The organism is Pseudomonas sp. 2, from assembly GCF_056627435.1.
This window is the reverse complement of sequence record NZ_JBWXNG010000001.1, coordinates 401,442-418,191: the sequence shown is the minus strand read 5'-3', so window position 1 is coordinate 418,191 and position 16,750 is coordinate 401,442. Positions and strand designations below refer to the sequence as shown.

Annotated in this window: 15 protein-coding genes; 7 read left to right on the top strand and 8 right to left on the bottom strand. The window is 62.5% G+C overall.

Translation table 11 applies throughout. From position 1 onward, the window contains the following. Window positions 1-196 precede the first annotated feature (196 nt). Both AC1MEK_RS01955 and AC1MEK_RS01950 read left to right on the top strand, forming a co-directional pair. Window positions 197-1,669, top strand: coding sequence for an MFS transporter (locus AC1MEK_RS01955; protein ID WP_480394574.1), 1,473 nt, complete (start codon window positions 197-199; stop codon window positions 1,667-1,669). 345 nt (window positions 1,670-2,014) lie between these two features. Then, window positions 2,015-2,602, top strand: coding sequence for a LysE family translocator (locus AC1MEK_RS01950; RefSeq protein ID WP_480394573.1), 588 nt, complete (start codon window positions 2,015-2,017; stop codon window positions 2,600-2,602). Here the strand turns inward: AC1MEK_RS01950 and AC1MEK_RS01945 are convergent, their stop codons facing one another. The 3 genes from AC1MEK_RS01945 to AC1MEK_RS01935 form a co-directional block, all read right to left on the bottom strand. Next, window positions 2,603-3,427, bottom strand: coding sequence for a helix-turn-helix transcriptional regulator (locus tag AC1MEK_RS01945; protein ID WP_480394572.1), 825 nt, complete (start codon window positions 3,425-3,427; stop codon window positions 2,603-2,605). Between the two features lie 6 nt (window positions 3,428-3,433). Next, window positions 3,434-5,077, bottom strand: coding sequence for a phosphoethanolamine transferase (locus AC1MEK_RS01940; protein WP_480394571.1), 1,644 nt, complete (start codon window positions 5,075-5,077; stop codon window positions 3,434-3,436). A 249-nt stretch (window positions 5,078-5,326) separates the two neighbouring features. Then, the gene (locus AC1MEK_RS01935; protein ID WP_480394570.1) at window positions 5,327-7,750 is read right to left on the bottom strand and encodes a glucose/quinate/shikimate family membrane-bound PQQ-dependent dehydrogenase; all 2,424 of its coding nucleotides are present in this window, start codon (window positions 7,748-7,750) and stop codon (window positions 5,327-5,329) included. 339 nt (window positions 7,751-8,089) lie between these two features. Between AC1MEK_RS01935 and AC1MEK_RS01930 the strand changes: the two genes are divergently transcribed. Both AC1MEK_RS01930 and AC1MEK_RS01925 read left to right on the top strand, forming a co-directional pair. Beyond that, on the top strand, window positions 8,090-8,530 hold the full coding sequence (locus tag AC1MEK_RS01930; protein ID WP_480394569.1) for a GNAT family N-acetyltransferase: 441 nt from the start codon (window positions 8,090-8,092) through the stop codon (window positions 8,528-8,530). A 14-nt stretch (window positions 8,531-8,544) separates the two neighbouring features. Continuing rightward, window positions 8,545-9,195: an FMN-dependent NADH-azoreductase gene (locus AC1MEK_RS01925; RefSeq protein WP_480394568.1), complete on the top strand. Its 651-nt coding sequence runs from the start codon at window positions 8,545-8,547 to the stop codon at window positions 9,193-9,195. 15 nt (window positions 9,196-9,210) lie between these two features. On the opposite strand, the gene AC1MEK_RS01920 is transcribed toward AC1MEK_RS01925, so the two are convergent. Together AC1MEK_RS01920 and AC1MEK_RS01915 are read right to left on the bottom strand one after the other, a co-directional pair. Continuing rightward, on the bottom strand, window positions 9,211-9,633 hold the full coding sequence (locus AC1MEK_RS01920; protein ID WP_480394567.1) for an NUDIX hydrolase: 423 nt from the start codon (window positions 9,631-9,633) through the stop codon (window positions 9,211-9,213). Between the two features lie 22 nt (window positions 9,634-9,655). Beyond that, a complete protein-coding gene (locus AC1MEK_RS01915) occupies window positions 9,656-11,134 on the bottom strand; it encodes a hypothetical protein (RefSeq protein WP_480394566.1) in 1,479 nt (492 codons plus the stop codon). Window positions 11,135-11,374: 240 nt separating this feature from the next. Here AC1MEK_RS01915 and yghU point away from each other — a divergent pair, with 240 nt between their 5' ends. Next, entirely contained in the window at window positions 11,375-12,214 is an 840-nt protein-coding gene (gene yghU, locus AC1MEK_RS01910) for a glutathione-dependent disulfide-bond oxidoreductase (RefSeq protein ID WP_480394565.1), read from the top strand. A 775-nt stretch (window positions 12,215-12,989) separates the two neighbouring features. On the opposite strand, the gene AC1MEK_RS01905 is transcribed toward yghU, so the two are convergent. The 3 genes from AC1MEK_RS01905 to AC1MEK_RS01895 form a co-directional block, all read right to left on the bottom strand. Further along, complete coding sequence (locus AC1MEK_RS01905; RefSeq protein ID WP_480394564.1) at window positions 12,990-13,343, bottom strand: hypothetical protein; 354 nt, start codon at window positions 13,341-13,343, stop codon at window positions 12,990-12,992. A gap of 115 nt (window positions 13,344-13,458) precedes the next feature. After that, complete coding sequence (locus AC1MEK_RS01900; RefSeq protein WP_480394770.1) at window positions 13,459-13,920, bottom strand: Hsp20 family protein; 462 nt, start codon at window positions 13,918-13,920, stop codon at window positions 13,459-13,461. 143 nt (window positions 13,921-14,063) lie between these two features. Then, on the bottom strand, window positions 14,064-14,573 hold the full coding sequence (locus tag AC1MEK_RS01895; protein ID WP_480394563.1) for a thioredoxin family protein: 510 nt from the start codon (window positions 14,571-14,573) through the stop codon (window positions 14,064-14,066). A gap of 181 nt (window positions 14,574-14,754) precedes the next feature. Between AC1MEK_RS01895 and AC1MEK_RS01890 the strand changes: the two genes are divergently transcribed. Both AC1MEK_RS01890 and AC1MEK_RS01885 read left to right on the top strand, forming a co-directional pair. Next, on the top strand, window positions 14,755-15,264 hold the full coding sequence (locus AC1MEK_RS01890; RefSeq protein ID WP_480394562.1) for a sigma-70 family RNA polymerase sigma factor: 510 nt from the start codon (window positions 14,755-14,757) through the stop codon (window positions 15,262-15,264). After that, window positions 15,261-16,211 carry a FecR domain-containing protein gene (locus tag AC1MEK_RS01885; RefSeq protein WP_480394561.1) on the top strand — a complete coding sequence of 317 codons (951 nt, stop codon included), beginning with the start codon at window positions 15,261-15,263 and terminating at the stop codon, window positions 16,209-16,211. The genes AC1MEK_RS01890 and AC1MEK_RS01885 overlap by 4 nt, the downstream gene beginning before the upstream one ends. The last annotated feature ends 539 nt before the right edge of the window (window positions 16,212-16,750 follow it).

Here is a 16,750-nt window from a genome sequence, read left to right as displayed (position 1 = left end):
CCCTGGCTCCGTTCCCTTTGTCATCAGGCCCAACCTAGTCGGTTCGGAGATTGCCGGGAGACTGGTGTTTTGCTGGATATGTTCAATACGTAGAGCTTTCTGCCGCTGCGATCATCCGGTAACGATGGGCTGAACTCCGCTCTGATCACTGAATCACACCCTCAAATAATTCCTTTTCCATATGCACGGACTGGCCATGAGCATTGCGCACATCCACCCGTCAAACGGCGTCGTTACAGGCACGCTGTTCGAAACCGATCTGCCCGCGCGGCTGGATCGTTTACCGTGGGGGCGGTTTCATACCTTGCTGGTGTTTGCCCTGGGTATCACCTGGCTGCTCGATGGCCTGGAGGTGACGCTGGCAGGTTCGGTTTCCGGGGCGTTGAAAGAGAGCCCAGTGCTGCGGCTGAGCAATGCCGATATCGGCCTGGCCGGTGGCGCGTACATCAGCGGTGCGGTGCTGGGCGCGTTGTTTTTCGGCTGGCTGACCGACCGGCTCGGGCGGCGCAAGCTGTTTTTCATCACCCTGGCGCTGTACATCAGCGCCACAGCCGCCACGGCGTTTTCCTTCAGCCTGTGGAGCTTCATGCTGTTCCGGTTCCTCACCGGCATGGGCATTGGCGGCGAATACACGGCGATCAATTCCACCATCCAGGAATTCACCCCGGCGCGCTTTCGCGGCTGGGTGGACCTGACCATCAATGGCACTTTCTGGATCGGCGCGGCGCTGGGTGCAGGCGGTTCGATTCTGTTGCTCGATGCCGAGGTGGTCGGCGGCGATCTGGGCTGGCGTTTGTGCTTCGGCATTGGCGCGGTGCTGGGCCTGGTGATTCTGCTGATGCGCCTGTGGCTGCCGGAAAGCCCGCGCTGGCTGTTGATTCATGGGCAAGGGGAGGAGGCGAGAAGGATCGTCGAGGGCATCGAGCAGCGCTTTCGCCAGCAGGGGCATGAACTGCAGGCACCAGAGGGCCCACCGCTGCGCCTGCATGCGCGGGATCACACGCCGCTCGGGGAAATCTTCGACACGCTGTTCAATGTCTACCGGCGGCGGGCGCTGGTGGGGCTGACGCTGCTCACGGCCCAGGCGTTTTTCTACAACGCGATCTTCTTCACCTACGCGCTGGTGCTGACCGAGTTCTATGGCGTGCCGGCAGCGTCCATCGGCTGGTACGTGCTGCCGCTGGCGCTGGGCAATTTCTGCGGGCCGCTGTTACTGGGGCGCTTGTTCGATGTGGTCGGGCGGCGGGTGATGATCAGCCTGACTTACGCGGTTTCCGCTGTGTTGCTGAGTATCAGCGGCTACCTGTTCGAGCAGGGTGTGCTCAGCGTCACGCAACAGGCGATTGCCTGGATGGTCATCTTTTTCTTCGCCTCGGCGGCGGCCAGTTCTGCGTATCTCACTGTGGCCGAAACCTTCCCGCTGGAAATCCGCGCGCTGGCCATTGCGGTGTTCTACGCCTTTGGCACGGCGCTGGGCGGCATCGTCGGGCCGACGCTGTTTGGCGAGCTGATCGACAGCCATCAGCGTGGGCCAGTGTTCGCCGGTTACCTGATCGGCGCGGCGTTGATGTTGCTGGCCGCGGCGGTGCAGGCAGTCTGGGGCGTGGCGTCGGAGCGCAAGTCGCTGGAACAGGTGGCGCGGCCGTTGTCGCAGGCGAAAGACGGATGAATGCCCTCGATCTAAGGATGTGACTGTGGGAGTGAGCTTGCTCACGAATGCGGTGCGCCAGGCGCAAGAAGTGTGTCGAATGTACCGGCGCTTTCGTGAGCAAGCTCACTCCCACAGGTTGCGTGTGCTCGCCGATCTGACGGCAGGTTTGCTGAGTGGGAGTGAGCTTGCTCACGAATGCGGTGTGCCAGTCGCAAGAATGTGTCGAATGTACTGGCACTTTCGTGAGTGAGCTCACTCTCACAGGTTTTTGCGGGGTGCCAGTGACAGGTCAGTTTTCTTCAATACCCCACCCAACCCCGCCCCTTAACCTCAGGCTCATTCAATGAACGGAGAACAGTTGGCATGAACCTGATGATTTCCATGGCCGCCTTCGCCCTGGCGGCGTCCATTTCGCCTGGCCCGGTGAATGTGGTGGCGTTGAGCAGTGGCGCGCAGTTCGGCCTGGCGGCCACTTTGCGCCATGTGCTGGGGGCGACGGTGGGGTTTGTGGTGCTGCTGGTGTTCACCGGTTTCGGCCTGCATGAAGTGCTGCGCCAGTACCCGCTGCTGACCGACCTCATTCGCTGGGCGGGGATGGCGTTTCTGGTGTACCTGGCCTGGAAGCTGGCCATGGACGACGGGCGGCTGACCGTCGATCAACCCACCCGCGCCCCTTCGTTCTGGCACGGCGCGTTGATGCAGTGGCTCAACCCCAAGGCGTGGCTGGCGGCGGTGGCGGGGATGGGTGCGTTCGTGGCCGATGGCGAAGGGCGGCTGATCGGCCTGTTCGCGCTGATCTACTTCGTCATCTGTTACCTGTCGGTGGCCTGCTGGGCCTACGCCGGGGCGTTTCTCGGCCCGTATCTGCGCAGCCCGCAGCGCATCCGCACCTTCAACCGCAGCATGGCGGCGCTGCTGGCCGGTTGCGCGGTGTCGCTGCTGTACGTCTGATCACTGGCGATACTGGCCAGGCGTGGCGGCGAGGTGTTTCTTGAACACCCGTTGGAAATGCGCTTGGTCGGCAAACCCGCTCTGCTGGGCGATATCGGCGATCGGCTGGCCTTCACGCAGCTGCGCCTGGGCGTGCTGGATGCGCCGGTTGATCAGCCAGGCGTGGGGCGTCATGTGGCAGTGCTGCTCGAAGGCGCGAATCAGATAAGCCTCGGACAGACTCGCCGCCTGGCAGATGTCTTCCAGACGAATCGCTTCGAGAAAATGCGCATTGATGTACTCGACCGCGCGCTCGACCCTGGCATTGACCTTTTTCAGCGGTGCATCACACCCGCCCAGGCGCTGCTGCATCAGGGTGAAGAAACCGACCGCCGCTTCATGTTTGCGAAGAGAATCCTGCAGCGGATCGATCAGCAGCCGGTGCAGCGCCAGCAGCCCGCTGAACAGCTGCGGATCCTCGCTGCGAATGACCGGCAAGGGCTTGAATCCTGCCACCCCACAAGCCTGCTGAACCCGGCCCAGCCACTGGGCGTCGACGTACAGCATGACGTAGGACCAGGGCTGGTCATCGATGGGATTGCAGGCATGCACCTCACCCGGATTCATCAGCACCAGGGTGCCGGTGGCGATGGTCTGGGTGGTTTTTTCGTGCAGGTAGGTGCTTTGCCCGGCGGTGATGGCGCCGATGGAAAACACCTCGTGGGAGTGGCGCGAATAGCAGACCTTGCGCCCGTCGGCGATGGAGCGGGCTTCGATGAAGGGCAACTCGGCATCCCGCCAGAACACCGGGGTTGCATCGAGGCGGGCCGGGTTCTGGAGGGGCATGTCAGGTCATCCTTTGCTGCGCTTGCAGCTGCTGAAGATATCCAGCGCGGGCTGGTATTCGGTGGTCGAAACGCCGAGCAAGCCTAGCACCGAATGGAAGATCCAGTCATGGCTCAGGTCCGGTTGGTTCTGCTTGGCGGCCAGGCACGCACGGTCGACGCTGGCGTCTTGCAGCGTCTGGTTGCCGAACCACATGACCATCGGCACGTGGGTCTGGGCGCTCGGCGCGATGGCATACGGCGCGGCGTGCAGGTAGATGCCGTTCTCACCCAGGGATTCGCCGTGGTCGGAGACGTAGATCATCGAGGTGTCGACCTTGTCCTGATTGCGCTTGAGCAGTTCGATGGTCTGCGCCAGGAAGTGGTCGGTGTAGAGGATCGTGTTGTCGTAGACGTTCTTCAATTCCTCGGACGTGCAGCTGCCCAACTGGTTGGTGCGGCACACCGGGGTGAAGCGCTCCATGGATTTGGGGTAGCGGTCGTAGTATTCCGGGCCGTGGCTGCCGTCAGAGTGCAGGACGATGATGGCGCTGTCGGAAAGCTTGTCGATGTACTCCTGCAGGCCCACCAGCAGGGATTCGTCCAGGCAGTTCTGGCCGTCGCAGAACGGGCTTGGCTGGGTCTTGGGGATGTCGCTGTGCGGCACGCGCAGGCAGGTGCCCTTGCAGTCGCTGTTGTTGTCCAGCCACACCACGTTCAGGCCCGCGCGCTGCAGCATGTCCAGCAGGCCCTCGTAGGTCTTGCCTTTCTTGTCGCTGTAATCGGTGCGCGGGAATTTGGAGAACATGCACGGCACCGACACGGCGGTCGAGGTGCCGCAGGACGCGACCTGGGTGAAGTTGAGGATGTCCTGTTTCTTCAGCTCAGGGTTGGTTTCGCGTGCATAGCCGTTGAGCGAGAAGTGGTCGGCGCGGGCGGTTTCGCCGACCACGAAGATCATCAGGCTCTTTTTCGGCCGGGCCTGGGCTTCGGGGCTCAGCACCGAGTCGGCGCCCACGGTCTGGATCTTCAGCGTTTCCTTGATCGCCACGGTCTGTTTGGTCAGCTTGCCGATGGCGTAGATGTAATTGGTGGGGTTGATGAAGTGGGTGAGTTTGTCTTCATCACGGAAGATCGGCGCGTAGGTGGAATAGAACGGGCCCACGGACGCGGCGATCACCAGCACGCAGCCCACGCACAACAGCACCTTGTTGACCAGGCCCGGCAGCACGCGGCGGTAGGTCACCGGCCATAGCCAGATCAGCGCGATGGGCAACGCGCCGAGCAGCGCCAGATACAGAAACAGCCTGCCGCTGAGCAGGTCCTTGACCTCGCCGGGGTTGGTTTCCAGGACGTTCTGCATCATCACCGTGTCGATGGTGATGCCATAGGTGTTCATGAAATACGCCGCCGACGCCGAACACAGCGCCACCAGGCTCAATACCGGCTTGAGGATGGGGCGGAACGAGAAGGGCGTGAGCAGCAGGGTGATCGCCGCCCACAGAAACACCGCGAACGAGGCATAGAACGCCACGACCTTGAAGCCCTGCAACTGGGTCAGGCCGACCAGCGCGTGCCAGGTGGCCAGGTTGTAGAACACCACCATGCACAGCGCAAACAGCATGACCAGGCGGGTAGAGGTAACGGGTTTGAGCCTTGAACGCATTTCCATATAAAGCACTACTCGAAGCACAGCCTGCACATGCGTTGTGTCGAACCTGTCCCTGGGATCGACACTTCAGGCAAACCTTTCATGGCAGGAGGGTTGATGAGGGCGAGAATCGGGCGGAGTGTTTCAAACCCTTCGTGAAGAATTTGTGAATCGAGAATAGACGAGCGGATCAGGCGCGAGCGGCCTTTCGCAGGCATGAAAAAACCGCTGTCACCCCGAGGGCGACAGCGGTTTTTTTAACGCGGGTACTTACTTGCTGTCAGGCAGCGCGTAGGCGATCACGTAGTCGCCACGGTCGGCCGACTGGCGTGCGCCACCGGCGGTGATGACGATGTACTGCTTGCCGGTTTTCGGCGAGACGTAGGTCATCGGGCCGCCCTGGCTGCCCACGGGCAGGCGGGCTTTCCAGGCTTCCTGGCCGTTGGCGCTGTTGAAGGCGCGCAGGTAGTAGTCCTGGGTGCCGGCGATGAACACCAGGCCACCTTGAGTCGACAGGGTGCCGCCCAGGGTCGGCATGCCGATCGGCAGTTGCATGTGCATCTTGATGCCGAGCGGGCCGGTGTCCTGCACGGTGCCGACCGGCACTTGCCAGGCGATCTTGCGGGTTTTCATGTCGATCGCCGACAGGGTGCCGAAAGGCGGTGCCTGGCACGGAATGCCGGCCACCGACAGGAAGCGGTTCTTGTTCACGGCGTACGGCGTGCCCTTGAGCGGGACGGCACCCATGCCGGTGTTCAGCGCTTCACCGCCGCTGGAGGCCTTGGCGTCCTTCTGCTGCGGCACCATCTGGCTCCACAGGCCCAGACGCATGTCGTTGACGAAGATGAAACCGTGGACCGGGTCAGTGGAAATGCTGCCCCAGTTCATGCCGCCCAGCGATCCCGGGAAGCTCAGCGACACGTCGGTGCCCGGCGCGGTGTACAGGCCGTCGTAGCGCATTTTCTTGAACGAGATGCGGCACAGCAGCTGGTCGAACGGGGTGGCGCCCCACATGTCCGATTCGGTCAGGGTCTGCGCGCCGATCTGCGGCATGCCCACCGATTTAGGCTGGGTCGGCGAGTACGGCTCGTTCGGGATGTTCGAGGCCTTGACCGGCACTTCCTTGACCTCGGTCAGCGGCTGGCCGGTGTGGCGGTCGAGGACGTAGATCTGACCGGCCTTGGTGCCGATCACAACGGCCGGCACCTTGCTGCCGTCGTCCTTGGTGAAGTCGATCAGGCTCGGCTGCATCGGCAGGTCGAAGTCCCACAGATCGTTGTGCACGGTCTGGTAGACCCACTTCTGTTCGCCGGTGGTGGCGTTCAGCGCCAGCACGGACGCGCCGTAGGTGTGGTCGAGCTTGGTGCGTTCAACGCCGTAGATGTCGGTGGACGAGCTGCCCATCGGCAGGAATACGGTGTTCATCGCCGGATCGTAGGACATCGGCGCCCAGCTGTTCGGCGTGCTGCGCACGTAGGTGCTGCCGTCGGCCGGGGCTTTCTTGTCTTCAGGGTTGCCTGGGTCGAAGGCCCAGCGCATTTCCCCGGTGACCACGTCGAAACCACGGATCACGCCGCCTGGCATGTCGGTCTGGACGTTGTCGGCCACGCGGCCGCCCACTACTACGGTAGTACCGGCCATCAGCGGCGCGGACGACAGTTGGTAGTAGGAGTCCGGAACATTGCCCAGGCCCGCTTTCAGGTCCACTTCACCGTTTTTGCCGAAGCCCTGGCACAGCTCGCCGGTGTCGGCGTCGACCGCGATCAGGCGGGCGTCGATGGTGTTGGTCAGCAGGCGACGCTGGCAGCTGGCGCCGGCGGGCACGCTGACAGGAGCCGCTGGCGTGCTGCCATCGGTAGGCTGGGCGACGGCGGCGGTGGCGTCGAAATACGCCAGACCGCGGCAGCGCTGCCAGACCGCCGATTTGGCGTTGGTTTCGTGTTTCCACAGCTGTTTGCCGGTGTCGGCGTCCAGCGCGATGATGTTGTTGTGCGGGGTGCAGATGAACACCTTGTCGCCGATCTGCAGCGGGGTCATCTGGTCTTCCGCGCCGTTGCCGTCGCTGATGGCCACGTCACCGGTGTGGTAGGTCCAGACCGGCACCAGCTTGGCGACGTTGTCGCGATTGATCTGGTCCAGCGCAGCGAAACGGCCACCGCCTTCATCGTTGCCGTAGTGGGCCCAGTCTTTCTGCACCTTGGCCGGGTCGACCTTGGTCAGCGCAGGGCCGTCGCCGGTCGGCGCCACCGAGGCGTGGGGCTGGAACATGCCCCAGAAACCGGCCGCCATGGCGATCACCAGCACGCCGCTCAGCGCGTAGCCGCCGTTGCCACTTGGCAGGCCGTTGGCCTTGCGCAGCGTCGGGTAGACCAGCGCCACCAGCAGGCTCAGCACACCCAGGGCGAACAGGCGCGACACCAGCGGCCAGAACACCAAGCCCGCATCGGCCACCGCCCACAGCAAGGTCAGTACCATCACCGCGGCGAACAGCCAGGCCCCGCCGACGCGCCCCTTGAACAGCAGGAACGACGAGGCGATCAGGCCAAGACCGGCAAGCAGGAAATACCAGCTGCCACCGAGGGTGACGAGGTAGCCGCCACCTGCTGCGAAAAGTAATCCAAATACCAGCACGCCAAGTGCGACGACCCAGATGGGCCAGCGACTGACGGGTGCCGAAGGGCGAGACGTAGTCATGTTGCGTGATCCTGCTGACGCAGCGCGTTGTGGGAACGCTCCGCGAGGGTGGGAAGAACGGTTTTGCAGTGCGACGGCCTTGATTCTTGAGAACGACCGCAGACATCGCACAGATAATTAACCAGTTAGTTAATTGTGCAAGGATAGCAAAAAGATCCCCGAGTGCGGCAAATTGTCCTTGTAATGCCCGGATAAACACTGTTGTCCGATCCGTAACAATAGCAAGCCTTTCGCCAGGCAAGCGGCCGATTGTCCTACCGGTTTAACGGCCCATTGGATATTCAACGTGACGCGCGGCGGCCCTAGAGTGAACCTGTCGATTCTTTGATGGGGGCTGTCATGACGTCAGAAGTGCAATTGCGTGTGTTCACCACGCCCGCCGAGCTTGAAACCTGCTTCGAGCTGATGCAGGTGTTGCGGCCGATGCTGGTCTCGCCCACGCAGTTCGCCGAGCAGATCACCCGCCAGATGCAGCAGGGCTATCACCTGCTCGGTGCCGTGCAGAATGGCAAGGTGGTGGGGCTGATCGGCTACCGCGATACGGAAAACCTGCTCTACGGGCGCTTCATCTATGTCGACGATCTGGTGGTCGACCCCGCGGCGCGTCACCTCGGGCTGGGTGCCAGGCTGCTTGACGACGTGCGCCAGCGCGCCATCGCCCAGGGTTGCGCGCACTATGTGCTGGACACCGGCCTGCACATGGCGCTGGCGCAGAAGTTCTATTTCCGCGAAGGGCTGCTCGCCAGGGGCATGCACTTCGTCCAGAGTCTGCAGAGCTGAGAGGAGGGGACCCCATGCATGAAGTCCTGATGATCAACTGCAGTCCCCACGGCAATCGCTCGGCCTGTTACCGGCTGACCAGCGATATGATTCAGGCGTTGCGCCACGCCCATCCGGGGATTCAGGTGAACGAGCGCGACCTGGTGGCCGAGCCGCTGCTGCCTGTGGACTCGGGCTACGCCCACGCCATTCTCGACGGCCATGGCGATGAACATCCGGCGTTCGAACAATCCGAGCGGCTGATCAACGAGCTCGAGCGCTGCGACCTGTTGCTGATCGCAACGCCGATCCACAACTTCACCCTGCCAGCGGCCTTGAAGTTGTGGATCGACAACGTGGTGCGCGTGCGCCGCACCACCGACAACGGGCCGCGCGGCAAGGTCGGGCTGCTGGCCGACCGGCCGGTCTATATCGTCATCAGCTCAGGCGGCTTCCATCGCGGCCCGTCGGCGCGCCAGCCGGAATTCTTCACCTCCTACATGCGCCATGTGCTGGACAGCATCGGCCTGTGCGATGTGCATTTCATCTATCTGCAAGGCACGGTCGCCGGGCCGGAAGCGGTGGGCGCGCAACTGCAAGAAGCCCGGCGGCAACTGGCGTTCGAGCCGCTGTTCACCCATATGCAAGTGGACGCAGCAGGCGTTGAAGTGTTTGTCGGCGAATGAGCGGCCCTACGCTGTTTATGCCGGCTGGCTGGCCAGATACTCGGCCAGCCGTTGCTGCAAGTGAGGGATGCCGTCCTTCATCGCGATGTAGTCGGCGGCGCTCCGGCTTTCCCAGCGCTGGCCTTCGTCGCCGAACACCACCTGCTCGAAGGTCCCCGACGGCACGTGGGCGACGAAGAACCAGGTGTCCAGCCCGTTGCGGCCCTGGCCGGGGTATACCTGGCGCCAGACGATCCAGGCCGGGTCCAGGTGCAGGCCGAATTCCTCATGGGTTTCGCGCAGTGCACATTGCTCGGGCGTCTCGACGCCCTCGCGGCCACCGCCCGGCAAATCCCACAGGCCCGGCCAGGGAATGGTCGGGATGTCGTCGCGCAGGCAGGTCAACAGATGGCCTTCGCAAAGCACGGCGATCTTGGCGCCGGAGAAGGGTTGTGACATCGGGTTCACCTCGCGGCAGGCCTTATTGCGCCTGCTCGACAGTCCATTTCACCTGAGAGCCCGTACCGATGAATTGCGTCGGGACAAACAGGCCATAGTCTTGCAGATAGGCGTAAACGACAACGCCTTTACCCCAGGGGTAGTGATTGCCTGAGCAGTTGACCAGCTTGGCGTCGCCCGAAAGGCTGGGGTAGAACGTATTGGCGGGCTTCTGCGTTTCGACGTCGCAGACAAACGATGTGTCGACCAGTGTGTCGGTCTTGCGATGAGGGTACTGCGGTGCCTGCACGGTGTAATGTAACTGGCTGCCTGCGGGCATTGCTGCCCAGTCACCGGAGAAGTGCAGGTCGGTAAGGGCTCGTTCCTTAGTGGATATACGGCTTGTCACGGAGCCCGAGGCCGAGTTTTGAGCAAGCTCGATCAGGCCTCGGAAGGTGACTTTGCTCAATTTTTCCTGTGAACCACGGAATATTTCGGTCAGCTGCTTGCCCGGCTCGGCGGGTGCATAGTGCATGCTGAGCGCCAGACGACCTCGGCCTGTCTCTTCGAGCCATTTCCCGAATGCAAACTCACGCGCACTGAGTTGCAGCCGAGTCAGGCGCTTGCGCGGCTCTGGCAAGTGCAGGGCGTCGATGGCGTTCGCCACCGGCGTCGCAATAACGGGCGTCGGCAGGTCGAAAGGCTCTTGCTTGCGCCCTTGATAAGCGGCGTATCGAGTCAACGCTTGCGGTCCCGCGCAGGCGGCATCGAGCAGTTGCCGATCTTCAGCCGACAGGTTCTGCGCGGGGACGGGTTGGGGATCGGTCTGTACGCTACCCGTCGTTACTCGATCCACCGGGTCCAGGCTGAACTCGCTGAGCGTGGTCAGTTGCTGCTGTGTGCATTCGGCGCGCAGTTGCCGTCGGACCTGAGCCAACTGGTATGCGCCACCTGCCTGTAACTGATAGGCAGGCGGAACCTTCGCGGTCCAGAAAGTCACGCTGTCGACCGAGCGTGTGAGACCTGCCTGTTCGATCAACTGCCAATCCTGCTGCTCGGGCGCGCTGATCACCCGCCAGTCCGCAGCGGCGGTCGGCGTACATATCTGCTTGAACTGAGTGCTGTCCAGGAACTGTTGGCGCTGCGGCTCGGGAATCTCCATGTAACGGTCCAGATGTGTAATGTCCAGATCGGCGAACAGCACCATGCCTCTGTCGCTGCGGTAGCTCATCTTCACGAACGGGCGGCCGCAATCGACGTCGAATCGCGCCAGATAGCGCGGCGTCTGCTCCCCGAGCGGAACCACGAGATAGGTGATCCGCTTTCCTGCGCGTACCACCGATGCGGGCTGCGGTTGCGCCGTCAACACGGCGTTGAACACAGTTACACCCTGGGAAAGCACGGGATTGGCAGAGGATGCCGGAGCGGCGTTGCCACTGGGGCCGCCGGACTGGCATCCGGCGAAAAACAAGGCACACCCCAATGCAGGCAAGCGGTAAAAACGGTAGCGGATGGCATCCATGCGACTGACTTCTTCTGTGGAAAGTGCTGGCACTTTAACTCCTATCGGATTAATGGAACACCCTTGTCACGTGACGAGCACTCTCCGGACGCGGTAAGGTCTGCCCACGCAACGCAGCGGGGAACGGGTCGCTACCGGCCCTGAACTGCTCACGCTTGTGCCCGGTCTCATTTTCTCGCTCCCTGTTTTTTCACGGCGCGTTTGCGATGCCGCTGTGATTCACTCAAGAGGTTTCGTTTCATGACCAAAGCAGCCTACGTTCCCCCGAAGGTCTGGACTTACGAGGCGCCATCCGGTGGCCAGTTCGCGAGCATCAACCGCCCGACGGCCGGCCCCACCCATGAAAAGACCCTGCCGGTCGGCAAGCAGCCGCTGCAACTCTATTCGCTGGCCACGCCCAACGGGGTGAAGGTCACCATCCTGCTCGAAGAGCTGCTGGCCTTGGGGCATAAGGAGGCCGAGTACGACGCCTGGTTGATCAAGATCGGCGAAGGCGACCAGTTTGGCAGCGGCTTCGTTGATATCAACCCGAATTCGAAGATCCCGGCCTTGCTGGACCGCAGCGTCGAGCCGCCGGTGCGGGTGTTCGAATCCGGCTCGATCCTGCTGTACCTGGCCGAGAAGTTCGGCGAACTGCTGCCCAAGGGTCCGGCCGAACGCACCGAAACCCTGAACTGGCTGTTCTGGCAGATGGGCGCGGCGCCTTATCTGGGCGGCGGTTTCGGCCACTTCTACCTCTATGCGCCGGAAAAGATCGAATACGCGATCAACCGCTTCACCATGGAAGCCAAGCGACAACTCGATGTGCTCGATCGCCGCCTGGGCGAGAGCCGCTATCTGGCGGGCGACAGCTACACCATTGCCGATATCGCGGTCTGGTCCTGGTATGGCCAGGTGGCCTTGGGCAACGTCTATTCAGCCGCGGAATTCCTCGCTGCCGAGGAGTACACCCACGTCCAGCGCTGGGCGAAGGAAATCGCCGAACGCCCGGCCGTGAAACGCGGGCTGCGGGTCAATCGTACCTGGGGGGAGGAGGGCAATCAGGTGCCTGAGCGGCATCAGGCTTCGGATCTGGATTGATCTCCCGCCCCCGTGGCTTGCCGGCGGGGGCGATGATATGGATCAAGATCAAGAGCGTTCTTCCTAACGTCAGACCTGTTTCGACTTCGTCGAGTTACTTGGAAAAGACCCCCAAGTAACCAAGGGGTCTTGCTCCTGGTTGGGCCCCTCCTTCGTCGGGGTACCCTCACTCCGGTCTCGTTCCGTGGGCCCGGCGCGAAGGGCCATCCATGGCCCAACGCGCCTCTCGCGGCATCCATGCCGCTCGACCCACTCCACGAGACCTTCATTCGGCCTGCACCCAAGTCGCGATTTGTGGTGTTTGGGCTATCGCGCACGAAGATCAAAAGCAAAAGCGATCGGCTCACGCCGTTCCCGTAGCAGCCGGGCTTGCCCGCGGGTCGCCCTCAAGATCGTCCCGCCGGCAAGCCGTGCTGCTACGAAGAGCATCGCCCTCGTGCTCGCGCTTTTGATTTGGCTTTTGATCTTCATGCGCGATAGCCCAGACGACACAAATCGCGACTTGGGTGCAGGCTGAAAGCAGGTCTCGCGTAGTGGGCCAAGCGGCAGGATGCCGCGCGAGGCGCGGGGCCATGGATGGCCCATTCGCGCCGGGCCCACGGAGCGGGACCGGAGTGAAGGGACCCCGACGCAGGAGGGGCCCAACCAGGAGCAGGACCCCTTGGTTACTTGGGGGTCTTTTCCAAGTAACTCGACGAAGTCGAAACGCTTCTGCCGTTAGGCAGAACTCTGCAATCGACCATGCAACATCGCAGTGAAAGGTCACCGCAAAGTTTCAGCTCCGCAAATCCGTATGCTTCTCCCCACACGGCACCTTACGCTGCTCCGCCGGATGAAACTCCCCCTCCAGGCTCAGCTCATCGAGCCGCAACGTCAGCGCCTGCTCGATCCCGGCAATCGCCACCGCATCATGCAGATCATCCACCAGCAGCCAGAGCCGTGGCAGGTTCTGAAAATACACATCCTCGATCTCCACATCCTGCGTCAGCTCCCGATCCACCCGCCACAGGCACATGCGCTGCGCGGTTTCCGGGTCCTGCGGCCAGCGCTCGGACGTCGTGACCCAGACCTCGTGATAATCATGCAGATCGATCTTGCCCAGTTTTTCCAGCGAGACAAAAGTATTCACGCAGTCACCTGTATGCCAGTGGATGCCAACAGACAGTCATCGCTGTCCATGCGTGCCTCGTGGGCGAGGCGTACAGGTAATAGGGCCAGCAATCGTTTTACGAGTTCCATCCAATTCAGTGACGATCGATCTGCCGTCGGTCCGGTCCGTCGCCTGGGCTGTTGATCTTGATATGCCGCGCCCGGGGCTCATCCGGCGTGACGCGCAACAGAAAAATGATCAGCAAACCGTTCTCGAAGGTCGCGCCCTGAACCTCGATGTGATCGGCCAGGTGGAACACCAGCCTGAACGGCCCGTGGGCAATACCCTGATGCAGATAGGTCGCGCCGGCGTCGGTCGGCCGTTCGCCGCCGCAGACGATCAGCACGCTTTTCTCGATGCGCAGGTCCAGATCGTCCGCCGCAAGGCCAGCCGCAGCCACGACGATGCGGTAATGATCGTCGCCGTAGCGCTCGATGTTATGGGGCGGGTAACAGGTGGATGGTTCGTTGTGCAGGGCCGACTCGAACAGGTCGCTCAGCCGGTCGAAACCAACGGATTGGCGCAGCAGGGGCGCCAGGGTGATGGCCGTTGTTATTGTTGTCGCCATGTCGAAATCTCCTGGGCATTGCGCAAGTGATCAAGACGGAGTCGTTTTCGGGCTCAGTACTGCAATCAGTTAGGCCCAGCCGTTGGAAAACACAAGCATGGCGACACATTTTGCGGCAAAGGGCAGGGCGCTCAGGCTTTGACAGCGGCTTCGAAAATGGCGAGGAAGTCCTGCAAGGTGCTTTCCAGGTACTTGCCCGCGCGGTAGTCCGCCTTGAGCGCTTCGCCGCCGTCGATCACCGCCTGCGGGCTTTCGACAAAGCGACCGACCGGCTCGAATTGTTCGTCGAGCACCAGTACCAGTGGAATCGAGATCCGCTCAAGCTCCAGGCGCTGCTTGAGGGTGTTTTCCGCCCGGCCCTTGGAAATGATCGCCAGGTCGATGTTCGGTTTGCCGCGCTGCATGTAGTCCATCACCGCGATATTGATCTGGCAGTCCGGGCACCACATTTCGCCCACCACCAGCAGGTGAAACGACGCCTGCACCCCTTGCAGACGCTGCTGAGTGGCGATGCTGATGGTCTGCTGTTCGTTGATTTTGTGCTGCATCTCGCGGATGGCGGCGATTTCCGCCGGGAAACCTCGGGCGACGAACGACTCGAATTGCTCGCCATATTCGAAGAGGTCTTTGTAGGAGGACATGGTCTGTGCTCTGTGGGAAAACGTGGGAGCCATCCCAGCAGAATTGTCGCCGAGCGGCAACTCTTGCCCCTCCCGATGGCGTGATCGCGAGGATGATCTGCTAAAAAGCGCTTGGTTTTAAGAATGATCACTAATTAGAATCAGTCGCATTTTGAATCGCGCCATCCAGCAGAGCCATCCGATGTCCGACGCCGCGACGCCTCCGCAACCCACACTCGATGCCTTGTATCGCGACCACCACGGCTGGCTGGAAAGCTGGCTGCGGCGGCGCATGGGCAACGCGTGGGACGCCGCGGACCTGAGCCAGGACACCTTCGTGCGGGTGCTCGCCAGTTCACAACAGCTCGCCGACTTACGCGAACCCCGGGCCTATCTGCTGACCGTGGGCAAGCGCCTGCTCAGCAACTTCTATAGCCGCCGCAGCCTGGAACAGGCGTATCTGCAGGCGCTGGCGCAACTGCCGCCAGAGTGCGTGCCGTCGCCCGAACAGCGCTGGGTGCTGCTGGAAACCCTGCAGGCCATCGATGAATTGCTCGATGGGTTGCCTGTGCCGGTGCGTCGGGCGTTTCTCTTGAGCCAACTGCAAGGGCTGGGTTACCGGGAAATCGCCGAGCGCCTCGGCGTGTCCGAGCGCACCGTCAAACGCTACATGGCCCAGGCCTATGAGCATTGCCTGCTGGTGGACTGGTGAACCGCGCTGCGCCCTCGAACGAGGACCGCGACATCGCGCGCAAGGCCGCGCAGTGGTTGGCGCTGCTGGAGTCGGGCGACGCCAGCGAGGCCGATCAGCTGAAATTGCAGCAGTGGCGCGACAGCCATGCCCGCCACGAACACGCCTGGCAGAAAGTCCAGCAACTGCGCCAGCGCTTCAACGGCCTGCCGGTACGCTTGGCCATGGCGGCGCTGGATCGCCCGCAATCGGGGCGGCGGGCCGTGCTCAAGGGCGCGCTGGGTCTGGCGGCCTTGGCGCCGGCGGCCTGGCTGCTGAGTCGCGAGTTGCCGCTGGACGTCTGGCGGGCCGACCTTTCGACCGCTACAGGTGAGCACAAGCGCGTGGTGCTGGCCGACGGCAGCACCCTTGAGCTCAACACGGCCAGTGCGGTCAACGTCGACCTGAGCGTCCACCGCCTGACCCTGCTGCGCGGCGAAATCTCGCTCAAGGTGCCGGGCACGTCGGCGTTGACCATCCAAGGGCCTTACGGTCGGGTGGTGGTCAGCCAGAGCGAAGTCTGCGTGCGCCTGGGCAGCCATGATTGCCGGGTGTCGGTGGTCAGCGGAAACGTTCGTTTGTTGCCGTTACAGGAACCTGAACTGCTGTTGCAGGCGGGCCAACAGGCCAGTCTCCAGGCCCGCGGAGCAGGGCCGGTCAGCCCCTTCGACGCTTTCGCCCCCGGCTGGCGAGAAGGCGTGCTCATGGCCCAGAACCAGCCCCTCGGCGACTTCCTGCGCGAACTGTCACGCTACCGCACCGGCCTGCTGCGCTGGGAGCCTGCACTGGAAAACCTGCGCGTCACCGGCAGCTTCCGCCTGGACAACACCGACCGCATCCTCTCATTGCTCGCCGCCAGCCTGCCGCTGGAGATTCACACCCGTACCCGTTATTGGGTCACCCTTGTGCCGCGTGGCAAACCGGCGTGAAGCCCCGTAGCAGTCCGGTTTGCCAGCGGTCGCCCGGGGTCGCGTCCGGCCGAAGCGGCAGCAAGATCAGGCGACCTTGTTGTGTCAGGCGCACCGCGTGCACAGGATTTGCTGCCGCTTCGCGCCAGATCGCGAGCAAGCTTGCTCCCACGGCCTTCGGCCAGAATCAAAAGCAGATCGCACAACATCAAACCGTTGCCGTTGCCGTTGCCGTTGCCGTTGCCGTTGCCGTTGCCGTTGCCGTTGCTTTTGATCTTCGTGCGCGATAGCCCAGACACCACAAATCGCGACTTGGGTGCAGGCTGAATGGAGGTCTCGCGCAGTGGGCCAAGCGGCAGGATGCCGCGCGAGGCGCGGGGCCATGGATGGCCCATTCGCGCCGGGCCCACGGAGCGAGACCGGAGTGAAGGCACCCCGACGCAGGAGGGGCCAAACCAGGAGCAATGGTTTGGTTACTTTGCCGAAACAAAGTAACTCGACGAAGTCGAAACAGCTCTGACGTTAGGAAGAACGCTTTTGATCTTGATCTTGATCAAAAC

Coding starts and splice junctions, on each gene's coding strand:
- AC1MEK_RS01955 (WP_480394574.1), top strand. CDS start 197: ATGAGCATTGCGCACATCCACCCGTCAAACGGCGTCGTTACAGGCACG.
- AC1MEK_RS01945 (WP_480394572.1), bottom strand. CDS start 3,427: ATGCCCCTCCAGAACCCGGCCCGCCTCGATGCAACCCCGGTGTTCTGG.
- AC1MEK_RS01915 (WP_480394566.1), bottom strand. CDS start 11,134: ATGGATGCCATCCGCTACCGTTTTTACCGCTTGCCTGCATTGGGGTGT.
- AC1MEK_RS01935 (WP_480394570.1), bottom strand. CDS start 7,750: ATGACTACGTCTCGCCCTTCGGCACCCGTCAGTCGCTGGCCCATCTGG.
- AC1MEK_RS01895 (WP_480394563.1), bottom strand. CDS start 14,573: ATGTCCTCCTACAAAGACCTCTTCGAATATGGCGAGCAATTCGAGTCG.
- AC1MEK_RS01940 (WP_480394571.1), bottom strand. CDS start 5,077: ATGGAAATGCGTTCAAGGCTCAAACCCGTTACCTCTACCCGCCTGGTC.
- yghU (WP_480394565.1), top strand. CDS start 11,375: ATGACCAAAGCAGCCTACGTTCCCCCGAAGGTCTGGACTTACGAGGCG.
- AC1MEK_RS01920 (WP_480394567.1), bottom strand. CDS start 9,633: ATGTCACAACCCTTCTCCGGCGCCAAGATCGCCGTGCTTTGCGAAGGC.
- AC1MEK_RS01890 (WP_480394562.1), top strand. CDS start 14,755: ATGTCCGACGCCGCGACGCCTCCGCAACCCACACTCGATGCCTTGTAT.
- AC1MEK_RS01930 (WP_480394569.1), top strand. CDS start 8,090: ATGACGTCAGAAGTGCAATTGCGTGTGTTCACCACGCCCGCCGAGCTT.
- AC1MEK_RS01925 (WP_480394568.1), top strand. CDS start 8,545: ATGCATGAAGTCCTGATGATCAACTGCAGTCCCCACGGCAATCGCTCG.
- AC1MEK_RS01950 (WP_480394573.1), top strand. CDS start 2,015: ATGAACCTGATGATTTCCATGGCCGCCTTCGCCCTGGCGGCGTCCATT.